Below are 24,154 nucleotides of genomic sequence, written 5' to 3' on the forward strand. Positions count from 1 at the left end.
TAATATGATTTTATCAGTAGATATTTACAGTCGTAACACTTGGTGGAAAGTGATGTTTCTGGTATTCTGTGTCATTGTTGGCCTATTTTCATTGTATTTTACCGATAAAATAGTTTCAAAATTAGAAGAAAGAGAGAAAGAGCAAATTGAACTTTTTGCAGAATCACTCAACTATGCCATGACCAGCGACCTTAGTCAAGATGTAAATTTTTTTCTTGAAAAAATCAAAAAGTCAAATGAGAATAATACGATTCCGATGATTTTAAAAGATGGCAACGGACATCTTTCTTCAAAAAATATCGAAATGCCTCGTAACCTCAGCTACCACGACCAGCAAATACTTTTGCGGCAGAAATTAGCAGAAATTATGCAAGATGAAAACGAGCCTATTGAATTAGATATGGAGTTTCACAAAGAATATATTTATTATGGAAACTCACGTTTATTGAATTTACTACGATATTATCCTCTTTTTCAATTAGTTTTTGTGTTGATTTTTGGTTTGGCAGCTTATTTATTTTTTGATGCGTCACGTCGTTCAGAGCAAAATCAGGTTTGGGTTGGTTTAGCAAAAGAAACAGCACACCAGTTGGGAACGCCTCTTTCGTCGCTTACCGCTTGGGTCGAATACTTTAAAAGTGACCCCAGTTACGACCCCGAAATTGTAAAAGAGTTAGAAAAAGATGTTGCCCGTTTAGATACCATCACAACTCGTTTCTCGAATATTGGCTCGATACCTGTCTTGAAAGAAGAGAATATTATTGAGACGATAGAAACTTTTATGTCGTACCTACAAAAAAGAATTTCAAAGAAAATTGCTTTCTCGTTCGACAATCAACTCACTGTTAATCATACCGTTAAACTCAATCGTTACTTATTTGAATGGGTGATTGAAAACATTTGTAAAAATGCCGTAGATGCTATGAGTGGCGTTGGCTCGCTTAAAATTACCTTGAGTGAAACCAAAAATAATAAGATTGCCATCGACATCAGCGACTCAGGCAAAGGAATTTCTAAACAAAATCTTAGCAAGGTATTTACACCAGGATTCAGTACCAAAAAGCGTGGTTGGGGCTTGGGGCTTACTTTGGCAAAAAGAATTGTAGAAAATTACCACGATGGTAAATTATTCGTAAAACACTCTGAACTGAATAAGGGAACAACTTTCAGAATTCTGTTAGACACTTAGCCAATACTTCTTTTTGCCTTGAAAATTACCTAATTTTACTGAATAATTATTAGTAAATATCTTCATGCAAAAATACTTAGATTCTTTAAATCTCAAGAAAATCATATTCATTGGTCTTTTTTTTAGGCTTTTGGCGATAGTTTTTTCTAAAGGATATGCTTTTACTGACGACCATTATGAAGTAGTGGAGATGGCTCAGAACCTATTAGATAAAATAGATTCGCCATTCACAAAAGACTTTTTGGTAAATGGCGAAGCCTATCTATTCAGCTTGATTTATCCTTACATTCATTATATTATTTTCGGGGTTTGCGAGTGGTTTGGCAGTTATAATCCAGAGACAAAAATGTTTTTTGCTCGGGTTTTTAATGGATTATTTTCCCTGCTAAGTATTTATTATGGTTATAAACTTACAGAACGCCTAAGTAATCGCACGAACGATGCTAAAATTGTAGCCTTATTATTAGCAACTTTTTGGGTATTCCCGTTTATGTCGGTTCGCAATCTTCGTGAATTTGTATGTATTCCGCCCTTATTAATGGGTTGCTATTTTGCAGTTAAGAAACCTTTAGACCAAAAATCGGTTCTTTTAGCTGCTTGGTGGTTTGTAATTTCCTTCGTTTTTCGTTATCAAATCATTTTTGTTCCATTTAGTGTTGGACTTTTTTGGCTTCTCAGTAAAGCAAATTGGCAAAAGGCAATTCTTTTTGGTTTGGCATTTATAGGTTTTTATTTCCTGACTCAAGGACTTTTTGATTACGTTTATTGGGGAAATCCTATTGCTTCAATCAAAGCTTACTTTACTTTTAATGCCAACTCAAAAAATATTGAAATTTACCCCAACGGACCTTGGCATCGTTATATTGGTACAATTGCGGGTTTGTTGTTGGCTTTTCCGTCGTTAATGTTTTTTGTAGGTTACTTCAAAACCTTTACACAGTCGCCAAACAGAAGAATGTTGTTTTTGGCTTCCTTGTTTTTCTTTGTTTTTCACTCTTATTATCCCAACAAACAAGAACGCTTTATTTTACCGTTTGTCCCCTTTATTTTGATACTGGGTGTAATTGGTTTTAGAGATATTTATGAAGCATTTCAAGATAAAAAATGGTTTAGAAAAACTACCAATTTTTTAGTTTCTTGGTTTATCGTACTTAATACTATTTTACTTTGCGTGCTTTCGGTAACATACACCAAGCGTTCGAGAGTAGAAAGTATGAACTATTTTAGAGAAAAAGGAGATTTGAAAAACTTTGTCATTCAAAATTTCCAAGCTTCACAGCCCGTAGCACTCTTTTACTTACACAAACGTTTGGATTATTACGAAATTGATACGCCCGAAAAATTGGCAGATTTGCCTAATGAGCTGAAAACTGGCAAAAAAATATATCCCAATTACTTAATCATGGTCGGAAATTCGGATTTAGAAGCAAGATTGGAGCTAATGAAGAAAGTATTTCCGAAACTAAAACATGAAACAGACATAGAGCCAAGTTTTATTGATAACATTGCTTATGTCTTGAATCCTTCGCACAACCATAATGAAACATGGTTTATTTATCGAATTGAAAAATAAACCTGATGTAAAAAAGAAAGTATAGATATGCTACCTATACTTTCTTTTGATTTATTCAACAACACCCATTATTACTAAATCGCAATTCTGTAATGCAAAATACTCATCAGTCTGTTTACTTTCCTAACCTCAATGGAGTTCGCTTTATTGCAGCTTTTTCTGTACTTATACACCATACCGAACAAGTAAAATACATGATGGAAATAGACAATATCTACACATTTTTCGTCATAAAAAATATGGGAAAATTAGGCGTAGGTTTGTTTTTTGTATTAAGTGGGTTCTTGATTACGTACTTATTATTAAGTGAAAAAAGCCGTAGAGGCGAAATTTCCACTAAGAATTTTTATATTCGACGTATCCTCAGAATTTGGCCATTATACTTTATCATTGTCATTTTGGGCTTTTTTGTCTTTCCAGAAATTCCCCTTTTCAGAGACCCACAACGAGACGACTTTTACTATGATTCCAACTTTTATAAAAGACTTACATTTTTCTTACTTTTTCTACCCAATTTTGGTTTCGTTTTCTTTAGGTCACCTTACTTGTGTGCTCAAACTTGGTCGATAGGCATTGAAGAACAATTTTATGCTATCTGGCCGTGGATTATCAAGCGAAAAAATCCTTTTCAAGCATTTATCAAAGTAGTACTTGTATTTTTACTCGTTGTGGGTTCGGCATCGTACTATCTTCTAAAAGTCAGTGACTTACCAGCTACAACAAAACAAAGTATCTACGATGGTTTAGCACTATTTTTTAGTCAATTCAGGATTTTAACGATGGTGATTGGTGGTGTTGGAGCATATTTGGTATTTTCAAAGCAAGAAAAAATCTTAAATTTTTTATTCAAGAAAAGTACTCAAGTAATTGTGTATTCAGTACTGGCGTTGTTGATAGGAACAAATTTTTATTTACCGGGCTTTAATTTAGAATTTCATGGTTTTTTCTTCTGTTATTTTATCATGAATGTAGCCGTAAACCCACAAACAATTATCAACCTTGAAACGCCAATTATTCATTATTTAGGAAAGATTTCCTACGGTATTTATATTTATCATCCCGCCATTATTGTATTTTGTATTAATGCAATACATTATCTGTGGGGAACATCTTTAAGCCTTCCTGTATTCAATGGACTTTTATATGTTTTAGTAATAGGCTTAACTATTCTTGTTTGTGAGTTGTCATTCCGTTTTATTGAAACCCCACTACTTAGGTTAAAAGAGCGTTTCAACCGATAATAACATTTACTGATTGTGATTGTACTGTAAAAGTCTGTTTTGAAGTTCAATAATTTGCTTTTGCATGGCAATTACATCATCTGCTTTCAAAGCAACGTAGCCTGCTTCTGATTCTTGTACAACCGACATAGACGGAATATCTGTTTCGCCAGTCAAATAAGCAACTCTAACATTTAAAGTATCAGCTATACGTTTAAGCTGTGAATACTTGGCATCATTTCTGTTCAAAATCGCATGCAGAGTAGCCTCAGTAATGTTTGACTGATTTGCAAGCTGAAGAAGAGTAAGCCCTCTTTCAACAATTAATACTCTAATTCTGTCTTCAATTCTTTTCATAATATCTCAGTGTGTGTTTAATAATTAATTTAGTTAAATTTTTTATGCTTGTTGATTTTGAGTTATACTCATATAATTATAGTTTTGTATTGTTAATATTCTATAACTAACCATCAAATTTGAGCCATTGTATAACAAAAAATGTATAACATTTTTTGTTAGGCTACAAATATAAACGCTTTGTAAGTATATGCCACTAAACGACCTAAAAAAAACGTCCGAAATACTTAAAAATCGGATTAAGGCTTGTAAAGACTCTCTACCGAACAACTGGAGACAAAGAATTATCCTGATTGCCCCTGAATACGACAGCCTAAAGGGTGCAAGGTTGATGGATAATGTTTTTAAACTTCGCTCTTCTGATTTACGACTGACCGAATTAATGGAGAAAATCGTAGAAGATGTTGAACGAAAAAATAAATCCCAGCAAAATAATTCAGCTAAATAGAGAATGAATTTCTTCATTCATTTAGTATATTTTACCTAAAAAAGCTTACCCAAAACGCTATCTAACAATGTTTGCTTATGATAGACCTATTTACTTATATATACACTACAAGTAAATAGGTCTATTTTAATGAAAAATTGCTAAAATACCTTTAGGTAAGCTTTTTATAGGCTGATAATGACTTATTTATGATGAACAGTTCATAAAACCGTTGGTGTTATACGCAAATCTATTATGCGGTTGCTTGCTTTTTATCATGAAAGAATACCACAAATAATACCAAAACAACGGCAGCAATTCCAGCAGGAACCATCCACACAGAAGTCCAGTCATGCACTTCGCCATTCGTGTAATTTGATAGAACTTTTCCAGAAAGAAGCGAGCCAATTCCCATACCTATCCCATAAGTTGCCAAAGTAATTAAGCCTTGTGCTGAATTTTTAATTTTCTCTCCTGCTTTGTTATCTGTATAAATTTGCCCAGTTACAAAGAAAAAGTCATAACAAACTCCGTGTAGAACAATAGCCAAATACAACATCCATTCAGAAGAAATACCATCGCCATAACCAAAACATACAAAACGAATTATCCAAGCAATAAGCCCTACAATAAGCATTTTCTTGATGCCAAATTTCTGCAATGCAAAAGGAATTAAAAGCATAAACAATACCTCAGATACTTGCCCCAGTGACATTTTATTTTCAACATTCGTCATGTGTGATTCCGTCAACGACAGATTGGCATGAGCATAATAAAATGCCAGTGGAATACATACCAAAACAGATGAAATAAAGAAAATCAAAAAAGAACTATCTTTAAAAAGTACAAAAGAGTCTGTACCTAAAATTTGTGCAACCGTTGCTTTACCAGTAGCTTTTGGTGGAGTATTAGGCAAAGTAAAAGCATAAATTCCCCAAGCCACAGACGTAAACATAGCTAATTGAAAAATGGTTACTTTATCACCAAATCCGTAAGCACCAATAATATTTGTAATAACAATCCAAGCCACAGTACCAATTACACGAATCGCTGGAAATTCTTTACTTGGGTCTTGCATTTGATTCATGGCAATAGCATTCGACAAAGCCAAATTAGGAGCAAAAGTCAATGTATAAGCTAAAATATACCAGAAAAAAGTATCTGGGTCTTTTGTCTGAATCAAAAAGTATAAAATTACCGCTCCGATTAGATTGAGTACAGCCATTACTTTCTGAGCTGCAAAGTAACGGTCAGCAATTAAGCCTACGAAAAATGGTGCAACAATAGAAGCGATAGAAAAAGTAGCATAAGCACTTCCTATTTGGTCGCCACTGGCATGAAGAGATGTAAAAAGGTACTTGCCCATTTGTCCATACCATGCTCCCCATGTGCTAAACATAAGGAACATCATAAGCATTAATTGAATACGAGTTGTTATACGCATAATAGATTGATTTGTTAAATTGTAATGTTGTGATGATGAAATTTATAATTTGTTAATGGTATTCTAAAGTTGTTTATACGCAAGTTTGAAGGCCTCAAATTCTTCTTGCAAAATCACCACTTCTTGTTCAAAGTATTTAAAATCACAATGTTTTGCTTTTTCTTCGATGATTCTGGTAATTTCATGCAATCGGGCTGCTCCCAGAGTACCCGAATTTCCCTTCAAAGTATGTAATTCACTTTGTACTTGTTTACAATTACTGGCATGGAAACCTTCAATGGCTTTATGAATTTGGTCGGTTGCTTCTTCTTCAAAACCTTCTAAAATCGAACTCACAAAACTCATATCGTCGCCTACACTACTGGCAAGTTGTTTTATAATTTCATCATCAAGTACAGGTAAAACCTTGAGTTGTTGTCTGATAGATTCCGTCAGATTTGCCGCCGTTACTTCTTCTTCTTTTCTGATAATTCCCTGTTGAACTTCCGATTTTATTCTATTCGATTTCTTGATTGGCTTACTTTCTACTTTCTTTTCAATCCACTCACGTACTTTTCTAACCAAAATTTCTGCTCGAATTGGTTTTGGAACATAATCGTTCATGCCATTCGCCAAGAAACGGTCTCTATCTTCCTTCATGGCATAGGCCGTCATGGCGATAATTGGCGGTAGATTGTCTGATAGTTCTCTTAAATTTTGTGTGGTTTCTACGCCGTCCATTTCTGGCATTTGAATATCCATAAAAATTACTTGGAACGGACGACTCGAAAGCGACTCTTCCACCAAACTAATTGCCTTCTTTCCTGAGTCGGCAGTTACTACTTCACAGCCTGCTTTTCGCATAATTTCGCTGGCTACTTTTCGGTTGGTAGCGTTGTCGTCAACTAATAGGATGTATGGCGTAATATCTTTGAAATGTCCAACTACCTGAAATTCTGCATCTTCTTTTTTAGCCATCATTGGGCTAATGTCAGTTTGCTTAATTTCGATGATAAACCAGAAAGTAGAACCTTTGCCCCAGTCGGAGTGAACGCCAATTTCTCCTTTCATCAAGCGACACAATTCTTTGGAAATAGCTAAACCTAAGCCTGTACCTCCAAAAGATTTTTTGGTAGAATTATCTACTTGTTGGAAAGCATTGAAGAGCATTTTTAAGTTTTCTTCGGTAATACCAATGCCAGAATCTTTGATTTCTACTTTAATTCTGTTGAACTTTCCTCTTTTTTCTACCAGATTTACTTTAATATTTACCGTTCCATTTTCGGTAAATTTCAAGGCATTAGAAGTAAGGTTCGATAAAATTTGTAAAAGACGAGTTTCGTCGGCAATGACAAACTGCGGTAGATTTTCGCCAAATTCGCAGATAATTCTGTTGCCTTTATTGGCTGCAATTTGCGAGAAAAGTGCCTGCAAACGGTCGAAAACATCTTTGAAAACCAAAGGAGCTTCGTGCAGAGCCATTTTTCCAGCTTCAATTTTTGCCAAATCCAGAATATCATTCAAAATATGTAATAACGTTTCAGATGATTTCTTGATAGTTTGCACGTAGTCTTTCTGTTCAACATCCAAAGCAGTATCATTCAATAAATCAATCATCCCGATTACTCCATTCATTGGCGTTCTGATTTCGTGGCTCATATTTGCCAAAAATCTTTCTTTTACTTTCAACGAACGTTCGGCTTCTTCTTTGGCTTTTACTATGTCTTGCTGGTATTTTTTTAAATCCGTAATATCTCGTCCAATCCCCGAAACCTCCTCAATCATACCATTATTAAGAAAAATTGGATTCAAATAAATCTCAATCCAGTTGGAATCGCCCGTATCTGAATCCAGTTTTACTTCAAAATGCTGTTGTTGCCCTTGAAAAGCAGCTTTGTATTTTTCTTCTAAAACTCTTCTATCAGCCGCCGAAACCATTCTAAAACCAACTTTTTCAGTACTCAACATCAACTGTGGCTTCATTCCTAACTGGTTTTCAATCAATTGAGCATATTCTTTATTGAATGAAGTCAATAACATTTTACGGTTTACCGACCACATTAAGTGCGAGCTACCTTCGATGATGGCATTCAATCGGGCGGTTTCTCTTGCCAAAATATCTTCGGCTTGTTTTCGGGCAATTGCCAAAGCTACTTGTCCAGAAATAAAATCTAATAATTCTAAATCTCTTTGTTCGTACTTATTTTGACGTTCGTAAGACTTCAAACCGATGATTCCCGTTACTCTGTTTCCAATTCGTAAAGGCACGCAAATCATTACTTTGGGTACAACGCCGTAGAGATAAATTGTTTTTTCTTCTGCCAATTTAAAAATATCTTCATCTCTAAGAATCAAAGGACGATTGGCTGCAATGGCATACTCCGTAAGTCCGTTTCCAAGCTTTCGCTTAGTAAAGTTTACTCTACTGTCAAAGTACTCATCTACATAATACGGGAAATACAAAAAGGATTTATCAGAATCGTATTGGGCAATAAAGAAGTTTTTAACGTCGATTACTTCACCAAGTTCTTTATGAATGTTGACGTATAAATCATCGAGATTGGTAGAACGAATCGTGGCTTGGGCAATACTTGAGTATAATTTTGAAGCACGTTCAGCACGTACTTTGGCAGTTGAGTTATGAAAAATACAACGAAAAGCCGTTGGTACTTCTTTCTCGAAACGACAGTTTACTGAACCCGCCAAGTACAATCTTCGTCCGTCTTTTCTTCTAAAAACTACTTCAAAATCAGGAATTTTTTCTCCATTTTTTACTCGTTCAAATTTTTGCAAAGCATCATTGGCAAAATCTGGATGCAGTACGTCTTTCAAGCGTAGTGCAGGAAGTTCGTCGGAATGATAACCCATGGTTTCTAACCACGATTTATTGACATACAAAAAACGCCCTGAAATACTGATGATTTGAATTAAGTCGGTAGTGTTACTGATTAAGTCTTGTAACTGAGCATTTGATTTCGCCAAAGCGTCTGCAACTCTTCTTCGCTCGGTTACGTCTTCACCAATGATGGTTAAATAGCGAAGTTCTTCGCCAGCATCGTTGAAAATTGTAGAATTTAGTTCAACATAGCGTACTTGTCCAGACTTGGTGAGCATCGTTCTCTCTTTTTGGTCGAACAAACCACCTTTATCCATTGCCTCTTTGAAAGACGAAATTCTTTGTTCTCGTTCTTCTAAAGGTACTAAAATTTCAAAAAAGTTTTTCCCGATTAGTTCGTCGGGCTGGTAACCTAACATTTTGACAGCAAAAGCATTACAGTAAACAATCGTTCCATTGTCTTCCATCACCATTCCCACCAGATTCAAATTTTCAACCGCTTTTTCCAATTCAGAGGCCATCGAAAGAGGCATTTCGCCTGCACGTTCATTAGCTTCTAAAACTCTCAATTCTTTTTTAAGGTGGCGAATTTCAATGATTAATTCTTCTTTTGTTTTATGAGACCAACGCATAGTTATTTGTTCTTGGTTATTTTCCTTTGCTATTTTACCGTAATTTTATCTTAAAAGTACAAAAAACAGCGTAATTTTAAGGAATAAAATCATTTGATTACACTGATTTTATTAATTCAATCTTAATTAACAAAAGAAACCTTGAAAGACGTAAGAGCTAAAAAAAGTTTAGGACAACATTTTCTAAGAGACCTTGAAGCAGCACAAAAGATAGTAGAGTTGATGTCTGGACACGGTGGCTACGACCAAGTACTTGAAATCGGGCCGGGCATGGGCGTACTCACGCAATTTTTATTACAACATAAAGAATACACAACTTCGGTAGTAGAACTCGACCGTGAGTCGGTAGAGTACCTCAATATTCATTACCCAGCTTTGCATGGCAGAATTCATTCAGCCGACTTTTTACATTTAGATTTATCTACTTTTTTTGAAGGGAAAAAATTCGGAATCGTCGGAAATTTTCCTTACAATATTTCATCTCAAATTTTATTTAAAGTACTTGATTATAAAGACTTTATACCCGAAATATCAGGAATGTTTCAGAAAGAAGTAGCCGTAAGAATTGCCTCAAAACCGGGTAATAAAGACTATGGCATTCTAAGTGTTTTACTCCAAGCATTTTATGATATTGAATATTGTTTTTCATTAGGACCAGAAGTATTTTCACCGCCACCAAAAGTAAATTCTGGTGTTATTCGCTTGAAAAGAAATAATGTAACAGACTTAGGAGTATCGGAAAGTAAGTTTAAAGCCATTGTAAAAATGGGTTTTAATCAGCGAAGAAAGACTTTGAGAAATGCACTCAGAGCCTTACAATTACCCGAAAACCCCTACTTAAATAAGCGTGCAGAACAGTTGTCTGTGGGTGATTTCCTTGAATTGACCAGACTTTCGGCAGAACACAGCCCGATTATCGAATAGCATCGAAAGCCTCTTATATTAATAGCCTTTTGCGGGCAATCAACAACGCATGGAAACCAATAATCAACAACCCTTTGAACTGACTCCCTTTGAACTAACAAAGGAATATCTTGAAAAATTACAAATTGCCATCAGCGAACAAAACCAAGCGTTTATCGTGGCTGAAATGGAAGATTTGTACCCAGCAGATATTACCAATATTCTCTATGAATTGAATGGAGAAGAAGCACATTATTTGGTGAGCTTGTTGGATAAAAAATTGGGAGCGGAAATTATTACCAACCTCGACCCCGACGACCGCAAGAAGTTTTTGAAGAATTTTACTTCAAAAGAAATTGCTGAGTACGTAGATTTATTGGATTCTGATGATGCCGTTGATATTCTGAACGAACAACCTAAAGAGATTTCAGAAGATATTATTGGTTTGTTGAAAGACCGTGAGCAAGCTCGTTTTGTGAATGATTTGATGCACTACGAAGAAGATTCTGCGGGCGGTTTGATGCAAAAAGAGTTAATCAAAATCAATATCAAACAGTCGGTTACGGAATGTATTGAGGAAATCAGAAGGCAAGCCGAAGATGTTGAAAATGTGTATGCCGTGTATGTAGTGGACGACGAAAGTATTTTATTGGGAAGAGTATCACTCAAGAAAATCATTTTGGCAAAGCGTGGCTCGAAGGTAGCAGATATTTATGACGAAGATATTGTTTCGGTAAAAACGACAGCAAAAGGCGAAGAAGTAGCCGACGTGATGCAAAAGTACGATTTAGATGCCGTGCCAGTAGTAAATATTCAAGGGCGATTGTTGGGAAGAATCACAATTGACGACGTGGTCGATTTTATTACCGAACAAGCACAAGAAGACGTTCAGGCGATGACGGGTATTTCGGAAGATGTAGAAGAAGACGATAGCGTTTGGCGTTTGGTTCGTTCACGTTTGCCTTGGTTGATTATCGGAATGTTTGGTAGCTTTTTGGCGGCAAAACTGATTGCAAGTTTGGGTAATATCATCGAAATCACCGCCGCAGTTTCCGCTTTTATTCCTTTGATTGGTTCAACGGGTGGAAATGTGGGGATTCAGTCTTCATCGCTGATTGTACAAAGTTTGGCGGATAAATCTGGTATAAACATTCCTTTAAGCGAACGTTTATTGAAAGTTTTAAAAGTAGCTTTACTGAATGCCATTTTAGCAGGGATAGTCGCCTTTTTAGGTTCGTTGGCTGTGGATGGAGCAAATGTAGATTTATCGCTGACAGTATCGTTATCGCTGTTTACGGTAGTACTTTTAGCTTCCTTTATGGGAACAATAACGCCATTGGTTTTGAATAAATTAGACATCAATCCAGCCATAGCGTCTGGGCCATTTATTACTACTACCAACGATTTATTGGGCTATGGCGTTTATCTATTAATTGTTTATTTATTGATGTAAGTAATTAATCGAGTGAAACAATATTTAGTTTAAAATACTGGTAAGCAGTTTTTAAATCGAAATATGAACATAATTCATAATTCATCACTCATAATTTTTAAAATGATTGCAGTCATACAAAGAGTTTCAGAAGCTTCGGTTTCGATTGAAGGAAATATAAAAGGAGCAATCCAAACGGGTTTTTTAATTTTATTAGGAATTACTCATCACGATACGCAAGAAGATGTAGAATGGCTTTCTAAGAAAATTGTTGGAATGCGAATTTTTTCGGATGAAGACGGCAAAATGAATCTTGATTTAAAATCAGTGAATGGCAATATTTTACTGATTAGTCAATTTACCTTACACGCAAGTACCAAAAAAGGGAATCGTCCGAGTTTTATCGAAGCGGCTCGTCCTGAAATTGCGATTCCTTTGTACGAAAGTATGATTCAACAATTACAAAAAGATTTAGGTCAAGCAATTCAAACGGGAGAATTTGGGGCAGATATGAAAGTCTCATTGGTAAACGATGGCCCCGTAACGATACTCATTGATTCAAAAAATAAAATCTAAAATCAGTTCTTATGTTACGCAATAGTATTTTGGCACTTTTGGCTACTGTGCTTATTCTGGCAATCAATCTCAATGCCGATGTTGTGCATTTACCGCTATTTGCTATTTTAATTTCTGCAATAGGTTTGGGATATTTACAACCACAAAAAGGTTGGATTTCGGCTATACAATTGACAATCGGGATTTTCGCAGGATTTTTCATTGCCCAATTGATAGGCTACGAAGCCAAACACCCAAATATCAATCAATTTTCTACTTATATTTCGCCACTTCCTTGTTTGTTTGGTGGCTTTATGGGTAGTTATTTCAAGAAAACCATTCATCAAAAATGACAATAGAAGAAGCTCAACTTACGGTTGATAACTGGATAAAAACCATTGGCGTTCGTTATTTCAATGAACTAACCAATATGGCAATGCTTACGGAAGAGGTAGGCGAAGTAGCCAGAATCATTGCCCGCCGATACGGAGAACAGTCTGAAAAAGAATCAGATAAAGCAAAAGACTTGGGCGACGAAATGGCGGATGTGCTATTTGTATTGATTTGTCTGGCAAACCAAACAGGCGTAAATCTGACAGAGGCTTTACAGAAGAATTTAGATAAAAAAACAAAGAGAGATGCTACTCGGCATTTGGAGAATGAAAAGCTGAAATAGCTTTGAGCTTTGAGCTTTGAGCCTTGAGCTTTGAGCCTTGAGCTTTGAGCCTTGAGCTTTGAGCTTTGAGCCTTGAGCTTTGAGCCTTGAGCTTTGAGCTTTGAGCTTTGAGCTTTGAGCTTTGAGCCTTGAGCTTTGAGCCTTGAGCTTTGAGCCTTGAGCTTTGAGCCTTGAGCTTTGAGCCTTGAGCTTTGAGCCTTGAGCTTTGAGCCTTGAGCTTTGAGCCTTGAGCTTTGAGCTTTTTTATTCAAGTATAAAAAAGCTCAAAGCTCATAGCTCAAAGCTTACAGCCAAAGGCTATTTCTTCACCTGCTTCGCTTCTACTTCTTTTACCATTTTTTGTCCTAAATCTTTTGTGATTTCTGGTTTCTTGAAAACTGAAAGTTTATCGACAATTGGATTTAATTGCTTAATTGATGGATGCACCACATCAAACTCCATCTCGCCAGAAATAGCAGCGAATGCTTCACTACTCAATCCTCCGTTATTGTCCGAATAATCATTAAAACCAACCATAAGGTTTTTACTTGCCAACTTCCCTCCTTCCCAACTCACAACGCTTCCTCCCAAATCCCAGCCAAAGCCCGAAATCGTAAATGTTTTTCCGTTCAATTGTACTACTTCTGATAAAGGCATTCCCAGACGAACACCCGCTTCTTTGGCATTCCACGGCGAATTAAAACTCATTTTTTTATCGGCAGTTTCATGTACTCTTACCAAAGCATCTTGAATTTGCTGATATGCTTTGCCATCTTTCCAGTAAATTTCTACTTCCTTCTCGGTGTCAGGAAATAATTTTGTTACTTTAAATTGTCCTTCACCTGTTTCGATGGTTACTTCTTTTTTCAAATTTTCAGCACCATATTTTTTTACGAGTCCTTCAAAGTTTTCGCAAGCAAGTACGTCCTCTAAATACAATTGTTCAGCCACTGGCGTAGTGTTTGCAACAATAGTTTGTGGAGTATTTACTACAGAATCAGCACTTTTTGTTTCCTGTGTGCTTTTTGAACTACAAGCTACAAAAAGTACTCCGACACAAAGTGAAAGGGATATTTTACAAAATGATAAGTACGACAATGATATTTTTTTCATGATTATTTTTGGTTAATGCTTCAAAGCTAATAAAATTTAAGCGATAATAAATCAATTGATTCGCCACAAAAAGCTCATTATGAGTAGCAAAATACGTTTGTAGATACTCACAAACAATGATTTTTCTCAGTGATAAACTTTTGTCAACCCTTCAAACCTTAGCGATTAAAGTAAATTTATGGCAATAATGTCGCCATTTCGTTTTTATTGATGATTTTGAAATACCTTTGTTCTCTAATTTCGAGAAAAGTATTTTTCTGCCATTAAAAGCTACCACATCAATCAACATTATGAGTTTTAAAGACAAATTTAATTTTGAAGGCTTCTGGGCCATTGAAGAAAATAAAGATTTTAAACGGTTTACCATCGACAACACTATTCTCAGTCTAAGTATTGCGGCAGCTTATTTCGGTTGGTTTTTTGGCGTAGTTCAGTTCAGAGTAGAGCATTGGATATTATTTTACTTGGTGGTTTCTCTGTATTATTTCAACAGAGTTACTCGTAGTTTTTGTAAGTCGATGTTTCCTTTTGCTATCTTTTGGGTTTTCTACGACTCTATGCGTTTAGTGCCAAACTATACCGTCAATCACGTACATATTCAGGAAGTTTATAATCTTGATAAGTATCTTTTTGGTATTTACGACAACGGTGTAAAAATCAGCTTGAACGAATACCTAAGCAAATACCACAAACCAATTTTTGATTTTCTTTCAGGTTTTTTCTATATCAACTGGATTCCCGTACCGTTTTTGTTTGGCGTTTTTGCTTTTATTAAAGATAAACTCTTGGTTTATTCTTTTGCCAACAATTTCTTATTTGTAAACCTTCTGGGCTTTTGTTTTTTTTACATTTATCCAGCCGCTCCACCTTGGTATGTGGCAGAGTATGGTTTTGTCGAAAATTTTGACATGATGGGAAACATGGGAAATCTCAAGTATTTCGATGCCATTGTTGGAAAAGATATTTTCAAAGGTTTGTATCAAATCAATGCCAACGTTTTTGCTTCCATGCCTTCTTTACATTCGGCGTATCCACTTATCGTACTGTATTATGCCATGAAACTAAAGAATAAATGGATTACTTTCGGTTTTAGCTTTTTCTGCGTAGGTATTTGGTGTTCAGCCGTTTACTCAAATCATCATTATGTGATTGACGTTATCGGTGGGATTGCTTGTGCTATGCTAAGTATCTTTTTGTTTAACTTATTTCTAAAAAAGCCCATGATAAAATACATCATGCCTTTATAGGATTAAACATTGAAGAAAATCTTACTACTCTCCATGTAAAATATTGTATTTTTTCAAGAAAAATAACCTCAAATTAGTTATTTATATAACATTTCCGTTATATTTGTCTTGAAATTAAAACATACAATCATGGAAACTTTAGGATATTTTGCAGGAGTATTAACTACCATCGCATTTGTGCCGCAAGTAATTCAGATTTATAAAACAAAATCTGCAAAAGACATTTCATTAGCAATGTTCCTTTTATTTACTTTTGGTGTAACACTTTGGTTAGTCTATGGCATCAGCACAAACGCTGTTCCGGTAATTGCCGCAAATGCCATTACATTGTTGCTTTCATTGGTTATTCTGTTCTTTAAATACAAATACAGAAAATCGGTGTAAAGCACCAATATTTAGAATTTTAGATTTAGTAAGAAAGATACAAGAATCAAGATTAAAGAATCAAGATACAAGAGGTAAGATAAAAGAAGAAAGACAAAAGAGCTAACACACAAGAATTTTATCTTACCGATTAATAATAAAAAACAACAAAGCCCATTCTTTACAGGATGGGCTTTGTTGTTTTTTAATCTAAAGTCTTTCATTTAAAAGCTAAAAACAAAAGTCCTAAAGTCATTTATCTTGCTTCTTGTGTCTTTCATCTAAAAAACCTACAATGCTAAAGCAGTTCTTTGAATAAAGGCTGTTAAATCAGCACCTGTAAGCATATTTTGCGACAATAATGCCAAATCATATACTTGTTTTGCTAATTTTTTCTGCTCTTCTGCATCAGTAGTTTGAAGAATTTTAGCAACAGAAGCGTGGTTGGCATTCACCGAAACAATATAATTGTTTGGCATCGCCCCAAACATTCCCATTCCGCCACCGCCTACACGTGCCATATCGCTCATTCTACGCATAAACTCGTTTTGAGTAATAATGGCAGGAAGTTCGTCCACTGGCATTGCTTCTAAAGCTACCACTTTTGATTTATCGTTAATCACTTCTTCAAATACTTTCTTCACTGTTTCTTTTTCAGTTTCTGAAAGTACCACTTCAAGGGCAAGACCTTTGTCAATTAGTTTTTCAATGGTATCAGCATCTACTCTTTTTAAATTGGTTTTTACCAATTTTGTCTCTAATTGATTGATGAAATGATTGTCTAACACTGAATCTAATTTCAAGACATCATAACCACGTTTCTTTGCCGACTGAATGAAGCTATCTTGGGCTTTTGCATCACTTGCGTACAAGTAAACTACGTCATCATTTTTGTCTTTTTGATTCTCCTGTGCAAATTCTGCGTATTCGTTCAAGGTAAAGTACTTGCCATCTACGTTTTGGAGCAAGCAGTAATCTTTTGCACGGTCATAGAATTTTTCATCTGAAATCATTCCGTACTTCACAAAAAGACCGATATTCTCAAATTTCTCTTCAAAACCTTTACGGTCAGCTTTGAACAATTCGGCTAATTTATCCGCTACTTTTTTCGTAATGTAAGAATTAATTTTCTTCACGTTGCTGTCAGCCTGCAAGAAGCTACGAGAAACGTTCAAAGGAATATCTGGCGAGTCGATTACCCCGTGCAATAACATCAAAAATTCAGGAACAACGTCTTTTACTTCGTCGGTAATAAATACTTGACGGCTGTATAATTGAATTTTTTCACGCTGTAACTGTAATTCATTTTTCACTTTCGGGAAGTACAAAATACCCGTCAAGTTGAAAGGATAATCAACATTCAAGTGAATCCAAAACAAAGGTTTTTCCGAGAATGGATAAAGCTCTTCGTAGAATTTAAGGTAATCTTCGTCTGTTAATTCAGAAGGAGATTTTGCCCAAATTGGCGTTGGATTATTGATGATTTTTTCTTGAAATTCAATCTCAATCGGTAAGAATTTACAGTATTTATCAAGAATTTGTTTGATTTTAAATTCTTCTAAAAACTCTAAAGAATCTTCTGCAATATGAAGAATTACGTCAGTACCACGAGCCTCACGAGTAGCCTCTGAGATTTCAAATTCAGTTGAACCATCGCAAGTCCATTTTACAGCTTCTGCACCTTCTTGGTAAGATTTTGAAATAATATCAACTCTTTCTGCCACCATGAAAGCAGAATAGAAACCTAAACCGAAGTGTCCGATAATGGCTTTTTCATCACCTTTATCTTTGTATTTTTCTACGAATTCGGTAGCACCCGAAAAAGCAATTTGATTAATGTATTTTTTAATTTCATCGGCAGTCATCCCCAAACCTGCATCAGAAATTGTGATAATTTTGGCTTCTTTATCGAAAGAAACTGTCACTTTCAATGCACCCAACTCACCAGCATACTCACCAATTGAAGCTAATCTTTTAATTTTTTGTGAAGCATCAACGGCATTTGACACTAACTCACGAAGGAAAATTTCGTGGTCTGAATAAAGGAATTTTTTAATAATCGGGAAAATGTTCTCGGTATGAATCGAGATATTACCTTTTTCTTGCATAGTCATTTTGTCATTTTTTAGCTTAAAACAAATCTAATTTTTGTGCTGATAGACTTTGCAAATACAGTTCCAAGTAAAAGTAAAATGCCAAATTGACATGAAGCTATGTACAAAAAGCTACTTGAATATGCTAAAATTCAGTTTAAAAAGGGAAAAATAGACTTTCGTACCATTTATTTTGCAGGAGCGTATTTATACATTTACTACGTTGAAGTACGACTTTCTGCAAAACAGGTATAAATACGTATTTGAGTTGTCATGAATATTCATCAACTTTGTATTGTGCAATTATAATAGTACGGTACACTAACACATCAAATGCTAAAACCTCGTAGCTAATACCTACGAGGTTTTTTTGTTGGCTCTACTAAATCATTTTGGATTCTCGATTCAATTCAGATTTTCTACAAAATCATTCCCTATCTTGTAGCCAAAATCAATCATTAAATATGAAAATTTTACTTATTGAAGATGAACCTTCCTTACTGGCTTCGATGCAACGGTTTTTAGAAAACGAAGGCAATATTGTTTCATCGGCAAGTACTTTTCAGCAAGCTCTCGAAAAGGTAAATGACTATGATTACGACTGTGTGGTCGTTGACATTACTCTACCCGATGGCAATGGTTTAGCAATAATCCAAGATTTGAAGAAACGAAATAAGTCGGTGGGAATCATCATTGTTTCTGCCAAAAACTCATTAGATGACCGATTGACTGGACTGGATTTGGGGGCAGATGATTATCTCACAAAGCCATTTCACTTGGCAGAACTCAACGCCAGAATTAAGTCTGTTCTCAGAAGAAGATTGTTTGATGGAAAAACAAAAATCACTTTCGATGTAATAAGTATCTCGCCCGAAAATCAACAAGTAAACATTCATGACGAAATCGTAGAACTTACGGCGAAAGAGTACGAGCTTTTATTGTTTTTTATTTCAAATAAAAATAGAATTTTGTCAAAGTCAATCATTGCTGAACATCTTTGGGGCGATTCTATGGATTTAGCCGATTCGCATGATTTTATTTATACTCATATCAAAAACCTCCGCAAAAAACTCATCGAAAAAGGTTGTCCAGATTACGTAAAAACTCGTTACGGGGCAGGTTATATTTTCACTGAAAAACCATGAGACTTCCCATAAAAACCGCCATTTACCTATCCTTGGCATCACTTTTTATCGCTTTTGCAGGCGTATTTACGCTGAATTGGTTTATTCATAAATCAATGATTCATGAAATTGATGAGATTTTGGTTTCACATTTAGAATTGGTCGAAAGCAAATTAAAAGAATTACCTAAAAACCAAATTTCCTTACTTGATATTGACGATAATCCGCATGTAGAAATGGTATCGCCAAATATCAATATAGAACCCATTTTTACAGATACTACTGAAATTGATTTAGTGCTGCATGAACCTACGCCGATAAGAGTATTAAAAACTACCATTGCTACGCCTTATCATAATTTTTTAGTAACTGTAAAACAGCCTTATGCTGAGTTTGAAGAAATCGCCACTAAACTTTCAGTGGGTGTCGGAGTGTGTTTTTTAGTTCTTATTTTTTTGATGCTTCTGCTCAACTTCTTGGTTTATAGACAACTATGGAAGCCGTTTTATCGCATCATCGACAAGCTTCGGGCTTATCAAATCAGTAAGCAATCTGAAACTATTTTTGAAAAAGAATCGACAGAAGAATTTAATTTACTCAGCCAAACACTTCAACAAATGACCGAACGCATTGGTCAACAATTTCGCTTACAAAAGCAATTTACTGAAAATGCTTCCCACGAAATACAAACACCTATTGCCGTAATTTCCTTGTCATTAGACTCGCTTTTACAGTCTGAAAATCTGCCAGAAAAAGATTTAATGGAATTGCAAAAATCAACCGAAGCACTTCAAAAAATTTCACAGTTGAACAAATCTTTATTGCTTTTGACAAAAATTGAAAACAATCAATTTTCGGAAGCGGTACAAGTAGATATGAGTAAGCTTTTGGAGAACCTTTTGAATACTTATCAAACTTTTGCCGAACATCGGGAAATTACAATATTCACAAACATTCAAGCATATCAAGTACTTTCAATCAATCCTTATTTAGCTGAAATTTTGGTTGGAAATTTATTAAAAAATGCTATTCGTTACAACCAAAAACAGGGAACAATTCATTGTACTTTACAAAATAACAAGCTGACAATTAGCAACAAAGGTGAAGTATTACCTTTTGCCTCAGAACAATTATTCCAGCGTTTTGTAAAACATCCCAATCATCCAGAATCCACAGGTTTGGGCTTGGCAATTGTCAGACAAATTGCTGAATGTTATGCGTTGAAGCTTCACTATGAATTTAACGCAGCAACAAGCGAACATACCTTTGAGGTATCGTGGTAAAAAACATTCCCCTTTTTGAAGTCAAAGGCATTGTCTTCAAATTTCCTCCAAATTCATTTGATAGTTTTGACAAAAATTACTCTTATGAAACAAAAACTTTTATTCCTATCAATCTTTTTGGTGTTATCATCCCAGCTTTTTGGACAGAATCTTGGCATTAGCTTCAAAATAGTAGATTCAACCAAAAACGAAGTACTTATTGGGGCAAGTATCCGTTTGCTGGGTTCTCAAAAAAATATTGGAGCTTCTACAGATGCCAACGGGTTGGCACAAATCAAAAACCTTTCGGCTGGCAAACAGACCTTTGAGGCAAGTTTTATTGGCTACGAAAAAAGGCAATTTGACATCACTTTGCCCATTAATCAAACTCAACAGCCCTTTGTAGTAGCACTTGTTCCTTCGGAAGAAGACCTTGAAGAAGTAACGGTAACGGCGACTCGGACGAACTCTCGAATTGAAGATTTACCCATCAAGGTAGAAGTATTGGGGCAAGAAGACATGGACGAAGAAAGTGCCGTTGTACCCGGAAATGTAGCCAGTATTTTGGGCGATATTTCAATTATTCATATTCAAAAAACCTCACCAATAAACGGAAACCAAGCGATTAGAATGCAAGGTTTGGATGCCAAATACACCCAAATCTTGAGAGATGGGATTCCTCTTTTTGAAGGTTTTTCGGGGAATTTGGGCGTTTTACAAATTCCACCTTTGGATTTACGACAAGTAGAAGTAGTAAAAGGCTCGGTTTCTACGCTCTATGGCGGCGGAGCTATTGGTGGAATGATTAATATTGTTTCAAAAACGCCTACTTCTGCAAGTCCAGAAATTACGGCAGTATTGAACAGAAGTAATTTGAAAGAAAGTAATTTGAATACTTATTATGCCCAAAAATTTGGCAAATTCGGTATGACACTCTTTGCTGGCTTAACCGACCAAAAAGCCGTAGATGTCAATAGTGACGGTTTTTCGGATAGTCCGCTAATCAAGCAATTTTCATTTCATCCACGCTTTTTTTATGGCATTTCCGAAAAAAGTAAAGTAAATCTTGGTTATTCGTTCATTACTGAAAAAAGAGCAGGTGGTGTAGTTGATGCTGTAAATCAAGAAAATAACAATGGCCCACTCTTTGTTTCGGCCAACGATTTTGAAAGACATACGGTTGACTATAACTTCAATCATGCTTTTTCAGACAACAATTCTTTTACGATAAAAGGAGCAATTAGTCAGTTTAATAGAAACTTTACCGAACAAAGTAAATTCTTTAAAGCCAATCAAACTTCGTCTTACACAGAAGTTTCTGATTTTATCAGTACCGAAAAACACAAAATTGTTATTGGTGGAAATTTCACTTTAGAACATTTCAAGAAACCCCAAATCGACAGTACAGCCTTGGTCAGTTATCAGTACTATACGCTTGGTTTTTTTGTGCAAGACGACTGGCAATTACTTTCAAAACTTTCCTTACAAACAGGTTTACGCATCGACAAACATAATGTTTTTGGCACTTTTGTTTTACCAAGAATTTCATTGATGACCAAGCCTTCCGAGCATTTTACTATCCGTTGGAGTGTAGGAACTGGCTATAAAACACCCAATGTTTTTGCCAATCAAACGCCAGCCAATAGTATCACGAGTGTAAATTACTGGAATCTTTTGCCTTTGGGAACTGACATTAAATCAGAACATTCGATAGGAAGTAATATTGACATTGCGTATTCGACGCATATTGGTGAAGATTTTTCTATTCAACTCGACCAAGCGTTTTATTATACCAACATTAGTAATCCGATTGTTGCAACGGCTGTCGATAATCAAAGTTCACGTACACGCCTGACCAATGCAACTTACGACGTAAACAGCATCGGAACAGACACTTATTTACGCATGGAGTACAAAGCGATTGAATTTTATTTAGGATACAATCATACAATTGCCAAACGTTCTGGCTCGGGCGAAACGGCATACTTGCCATTTAGTCCGCAAAACAAATTTTCGTTGACATTAGCGTACAGCGTCGAAAACAAATGGCGATTTGGTATAGAAAGTAGTTTTGTGGGAAGTCAATATTTATACGATAACCAAAAAGTAAAAAACTATTCATTTTGGGCAGCAGCCATTGAACGTAAGTTTGGAAGCCACCTTAGTTTAGTTTTAAATGCTGAAAACGTACTGAACATCAAGCAATCAGATTTTGAAAAAGTAGTAACAGGTACTTTACAAAATCCTTCATTCAAACCCATTTGGGCACCACAAGAAGGAGCAATTGTGAATTTAGCGTTGAAGTACAAATTATAGGGATTGGACAAAATACAAAAAACGCCATAAAAATGTTTTTTATGGCGTTTCCAATTCACTTAAACTCTACATCTATGAAAAAAACCTCTCATATTCTTTCTAAAGCTCGCTCGGTCATCCTTGCGAGGTCATTAATTTTTTTACAGTTGCCCAATTCTCCGTCGGCTAATTGCACATGAAACTCGTTTTCCACAATCATTACCATTTCAAGAAATTCCATTTGACTTAGCTTCAAGTCTTCGTAGATACGTGTGTATGGTTTTACTCTTTGAGGATTTACATAAAAAGTTTTGCTTAGAAAACCTTGAATTGTGTCAAAAACCGAAGTATTCATATACGGAAAAGGGGTTTTATATTATAAAGACAATTGTTTTAGAAAATGTGTTGCTCGAAGGCTGTAAAAATTAATGTTTTTTTACTTGTTCGTTTACAAAAGCCCAATTAGCATCAAAAATGATTCTCTTTTTAGTAGTGCCATCTGAAATGGTTACTTCATAAGAAACTACTCCATTTCTGGTTCTGCTCACGGCACTGCTGATAGAATAACCCGCATAATTGGTAGTGATATAAGTAGTGGCTACGGCAGGAATGGTACTGATGTCGATAGTAGTTCCCCCTTTTTCTGAGCCTTTTGATTTCAACTGTTCGCTAATAAATGTCCAATTAGCATCAAAAACCAGCACAATTAAATCAGTACTATTACTAATAATCAATTCATTTGAAGTCACACCATTTACGGTTCTTGTTCTACCTTTTACTACTGTATAACCAGCATAATTTGTACTGATATAAGTAGTTACAGAAGTGGGAATCGTTGTTGGGTCAATGGCTGTACCAGTACTCAAGCTATCTTTATGATTTTTCGGAGACCCCTTTCCACTACGTTTTCCGCCTCTGTCACCGATAGCTTTGGTGGCATCGCTTACGAAAGTCCAGTTGGCATCAAAATAAACATCTTTGGCATCAGTTGCCGAAACAATATCTACTTCATACACAATCGTAGTGTCTTTTCTCATATTCAGTTTATGAGCCCCTTTGATTGTATAATCGGGATAAGTTGTAGCAATAAAAGACTGAACAGACGCAGGAATCACAATGGAATCGCCAGTGGTAGCAAAATAAACATTGTTGATAAGTAATGCTGTGGTTACTCTTGCGGTTGAAGTAGTTGTGGACGTACTGTTTGGCGACACAGCATTGTTGTCTTTACAACTGTAAAAAATTACAGTACTTACCATCAAGAGAGCAAAAAGTCTAATTTGAGCTTTCATAATTTTTGTTTTTTTGATTATTTAGAATAAAAAATGGTTTTCCTCTACAAAACATTTCATCTGTTTTGAGCTAACACCCAATAGCATCAAACTACCGATTCATATTTAAGTAAAGCGTAAATTTTTTACCATACATTCTCAAGAAACAGTTAGGGCAAAAGCC

At 35.5% G+C, this 24,154-nt stretch carries 22 protein-coding genes; 15 read left to right on the forward strand and 7 right to left on the reverse strand.

The window, feature by feature from the left end:
- Nucleotides 1–4: 4 nt before the first annotated feature.
- From VB248_RS11035 to VB248_RS11045, 3 genes are all read left to right on the forward strand, one after another.
- Nucleotides 5–1,189 carry a sensor histidine kinase gene (locus VB248_RS11035; protein WP_323296835.1) on the forward strand — a complete coding sequence of 395 codons (1,185 nt, stop codon included), beginning with the start codon at nucleotides 5–7 and terminating at the stop codon, nucleotides 1,187–1,189.
- A gap of 64 nt (nucleotides 1,190–1,253) precedes the next feature.
- Nucleotides 1,254–2,762, forward strand: a complete 1,509-nt coding sequence (locus VB248_RS11040; protein ID WP_323296836.1) for a glycosyltransferase family protein — start codon at nucleotides 1,254–1,256, stop codon at nucleotides 2,760–2,762.
- A 92-nt stretch (nucleotides 2,763–2,854) separates the two neighbouring features.
- Complete coding sequence (locus tag VB248_RS11045) at nucleotides 2,855–4,003, forward strand: acyltransferase family protein (protein ID WP_323296837.1); 1,149 nt, start codon at nucleotides 2,855–2,857, stop codon at nucleotides 4,001–4,003.
- A 6-nt stretch (nucleotides 4,004–4,009) separates the two neighbouring features.
- On the opposite strand, the gene VB248_RS11050 is transcribed toward VB248_RS11045, so the two are convergent.
- On the reverse strand, nucleotides 4,010–4,339 hold the full coding sequence (locus tag VB248_RS11050) for a helix-turn-helix domain-containing protein (RefSeq protein ID WP_323296838.1): 330 nt from the start codon (nucleotides 4,337–4,339) through the stop codon (nucleotides 4,010–4,012).
- Between the two features lie 190 nt (nucleotides 4,340–4,529).
- Between VB248_RS11050 and VB248_RS11055 the strand changes: the two genes are divergently transcribed.
- Nucleotides 4,530–4,787 carry a hypothetical protein gene (locus tag VB248_RS11055; protein ID WP_323296839.1) on the forward strand — a complete coding sequence of 86 codons (258 nt, stop codon included), beginning with the start codon at nucleotides 4,530–4,532 and terminating at the stop codon, nucleotides 4,785–4,787.
- 232 nt (nucleotides 4,788–5,019) lie between these two features.
- On the opposite strand, the gene VB248_RS11060 is transcribed toward VB248_RS11055, so the two are convergent.
- A complete protein-coding gene (locus VB248_RS11060; RefSeq protein WP_323296840.1) occupies nucleotides 5,020–6,210 on the reverse strand; it encodes a nucleoside permease in 1,191 nt (396 codons plus the stop codon).
- Nucleotides 6,211–6,273: 63 nt separating this feature from the next.
- On the reverse strand, nucleotides 6,274–9,657 hold the full coding sequence (locus tag VB248_RS11065; RefSeq protein WP_323296841.1) for a PAS domain S-box protein: 3,384 nt from the start codon (nucleotides 9,655–9,657) through the stop codon (nucleotides 6,274–6,276).
- Nucleotides 9,658–9,798: 141 nt separating this feature from the next.
- Here VB248_RS11065 and rsmA point away from each other — a divergent pair, with 141 nt between their 5' ends.
- The 5 genes from rsmA to VB248_RS11090 all read left to right on the forward strand — a co-directional run bounded on the left by rsmA (nucleotide 9,799) and on the right by VB248_RS11090 (nucleotide 13,223).
- Nucleotides 9,799–10,581, forward strand: coding sequence for a 16S rRNA (adenine(1518)-N(6)/adenine(1519)-N(6))-dimethyltransferase RsmA (gene rsmA, locus VB248_RS11070; protein ID WP_323296842.1), 783 nt, complete (start codon nucleotides 9,799–9,801; stop codon nucleotides 10,579–10,581).
- A gap of 49 nt (nucleotides 10,582–10,630) precedes the next feature.
- Nucleotides 10,631–12,013, forward strand: coding sequence for a magnesium transporter (gene mgtE / locus VB248_RS11075; RefSeq protein WP_323296843.1), 1,383 nt, complete (start codon nucleotides 10,631–10,633; stop codon nucleotides 12,011–12,013).
- A gap of 102 nt (nucleotides 12,014–12,115) precedes the next feature.
- On the forward strand, nucleotides 12,116–12,568 hold the full coding sequence (gene dtd, locus VB248_RS11080; protein WP_323296844.1) for a D-aminoacyl-tRNA deacylase: 453 nt from the start codon (nucleotides 12,116–12,118) through the stop codon (nucleotides 12,566–12,568).
- 11 nt (nucleotides 12,569–12,579) lie between these two features.
- A complete protein-coding gene (locus tag VB248_RS11085; protein ID WP_323296845.1) occupies nucleotides 12,580–12,900 on the forward strand; it encodes a hypothetical protein in 321 nt (106 codons plus the stop codon).
- On the forward strand, nucleotides 12,897–13,223 hold the full coding sequence (locus VB248_RS11090; RefSeq protein WP_323296846.1) for a nucleotide pyrophosphohydrolase: 327 nt from the start codon (nucleotides 12,897–12,899) through the stop codon (nucleotides 13,221–13,223). The genes VB248_RS11085 and VB248_RS11090 overlap by 4 nt, the downstream gene beginning before the upstream one ends.
- Before the next feature lie 297 nt (nucleotides 13,224–13,520).
- Here VB248_RS11090 and VB248_RS11095 read toward each other — a convergent pair whose 3' ends face one another.
- A complete protein-coding gene (locus VB248_RS11095) occupies nucleotides 13,521–14,315 on the reverse strand; it encodes a hypothetical protein (protein ID WP_323296847.1) in 795 nt (264 codons plus the stop codon).
- 290 nt (nucleotides 14,316–14,605) lie between these two features.
- On the opposite strand from VB248_RS11095, the gene VB248_RS11100 reads away from it, so the two are divergent.
- A complete protein-coding gene (locus tag VB248_RS11100) occupies nucleotides 14,606–15,562 on the forward strand; it encodes a phosphatase PAP2 family protein (RefSeq protein WP_323296848.1) in 957 nt (318 codons plus the stop codon).
- Nucleotides 15,563–15,691: 129 nt separating this feature from the next.
- Entirely contained in the window at nucleotides 15,692–15,946 is a 255-nt protein-coding gene (locus VB248_RS11105) for a SemiSWEET transporter (protein WP_323296849.1), read from the forward strand.
- Between the two features lie 269 nt (nucleotides 15,947–16,215).
- On the opposite strand, the gene htpG is transcribed toward VB248_RS11105, so the two are convergent.
- Nucleotides 16,216–18,033, reverse strand: a complete 1,818-nt coding sequence (htpG, locus tag VB248_RS11110; RefSeq protein WP_323296931.1) for a molecular chaperone HtpG — start codon at nucleotides 18,031–18,033, stop codon at nucleotides 16,216–16,218.
- A 105-nt stretch (nucleotides 18,034–18,138) separates the two neighbouring features.
- Here htpG and VB248_RS11115 point away from each other — a divergent pair, with 105 nt between their 5' ends.
- The 4 genes from VB248_RS11115 (at nucleotide 18,139) to VB248_RS11130 (ending at nucleotide 22,720) form a co-directional block, all read left to right on the forward strand.
- Nucleotides 18,139–18,273, forward strand: coding sequence for a hypothetical protein (locus VB248_RS11115; protein WP_323296850.1), 135 nt, complete (start codon nucleotides 18,139–18,141; stop codon nucleotides 18,271–18,273).
- A 209-nt stretch (nucleotides 18,274–18,482) separates the two neighbouring features.
- Nucleotides 18,483–19,163: a response regulator transcription factor gene (locus tag VB248_RS11120; RefSeq protein ID WP_323296851.1), complete on the forward strand. Its 681-nt coding sequence runs from the start codon at nucleotides 18,483–18,485 to the stop codon at nucleotides 19,161–19,163.
- A complete protein-coding gene (locus tag VB248_RS11125) occupies nucleotides 19,160–20,425 on the forward strand; it encodes a sensor histidine kinase (RefSeq protein WP_323296852.1) in 1,266 nt (421 codons plus the stop codon). The genes VB248_RS11120 and VB248_RS11125 overlap by 4 nt, the downstream gene beginning before the upstream one ends.
- A gap of 84 nt (nucleotides 20,426–20,509) precedes the next feature.
- Complete coding sequence (locus VB248_RS11130) at nucleotides 20,510–22,720, forward strand: TonB-dependent receptor (protein ID WP_323296853.1); 2,211 nt, start codon at nucleotides 20,510–20,512, stop codon at nucleotides 22,718–22,720.
- An 88-nt stretch (nucleotides 22,721–22,808) separates the two neighbouring features.
- Here VB248_RS11130 and VB248_RS11135 read toward each other — a convergent pair whose 3' ends face one another.
- Both VB248_RS11135 and VB248_RS11140 read right to left on the reverse strand, forming a co-directional pair.
- Entirely contained in the window at nucleotides 22,809–23,054 is a 246-nt protein-coding gene (locus VB248_RS11135) for an acyl carrier protein (protein WP_323296854.1), read from the reverse strand.
- 70 nt (nucleotides 23,055–23,124) lie between these two features.
- A complete protein-coding gene (locus tag VB248_RS11140; RefSeq protein ID WP_323296855.1) occupies nucleotides 23,125–23,991 on the reverse strand; it encodes a PepSY-like domain-containing protein in 867 nt (288 codons plus the stop codon).
- Nucleotides 23,992–24,154 lie beyond the last annotated feature (163 nt).

It is taken from the genome of Arcicella rigui (genome assembly GCF_034929435.1).
GTDB lineage: Bacteria > Bacteroidota > Bacteroidia > Cytophagales > Spirosomataceae > Arcicella > Arcicella rigui.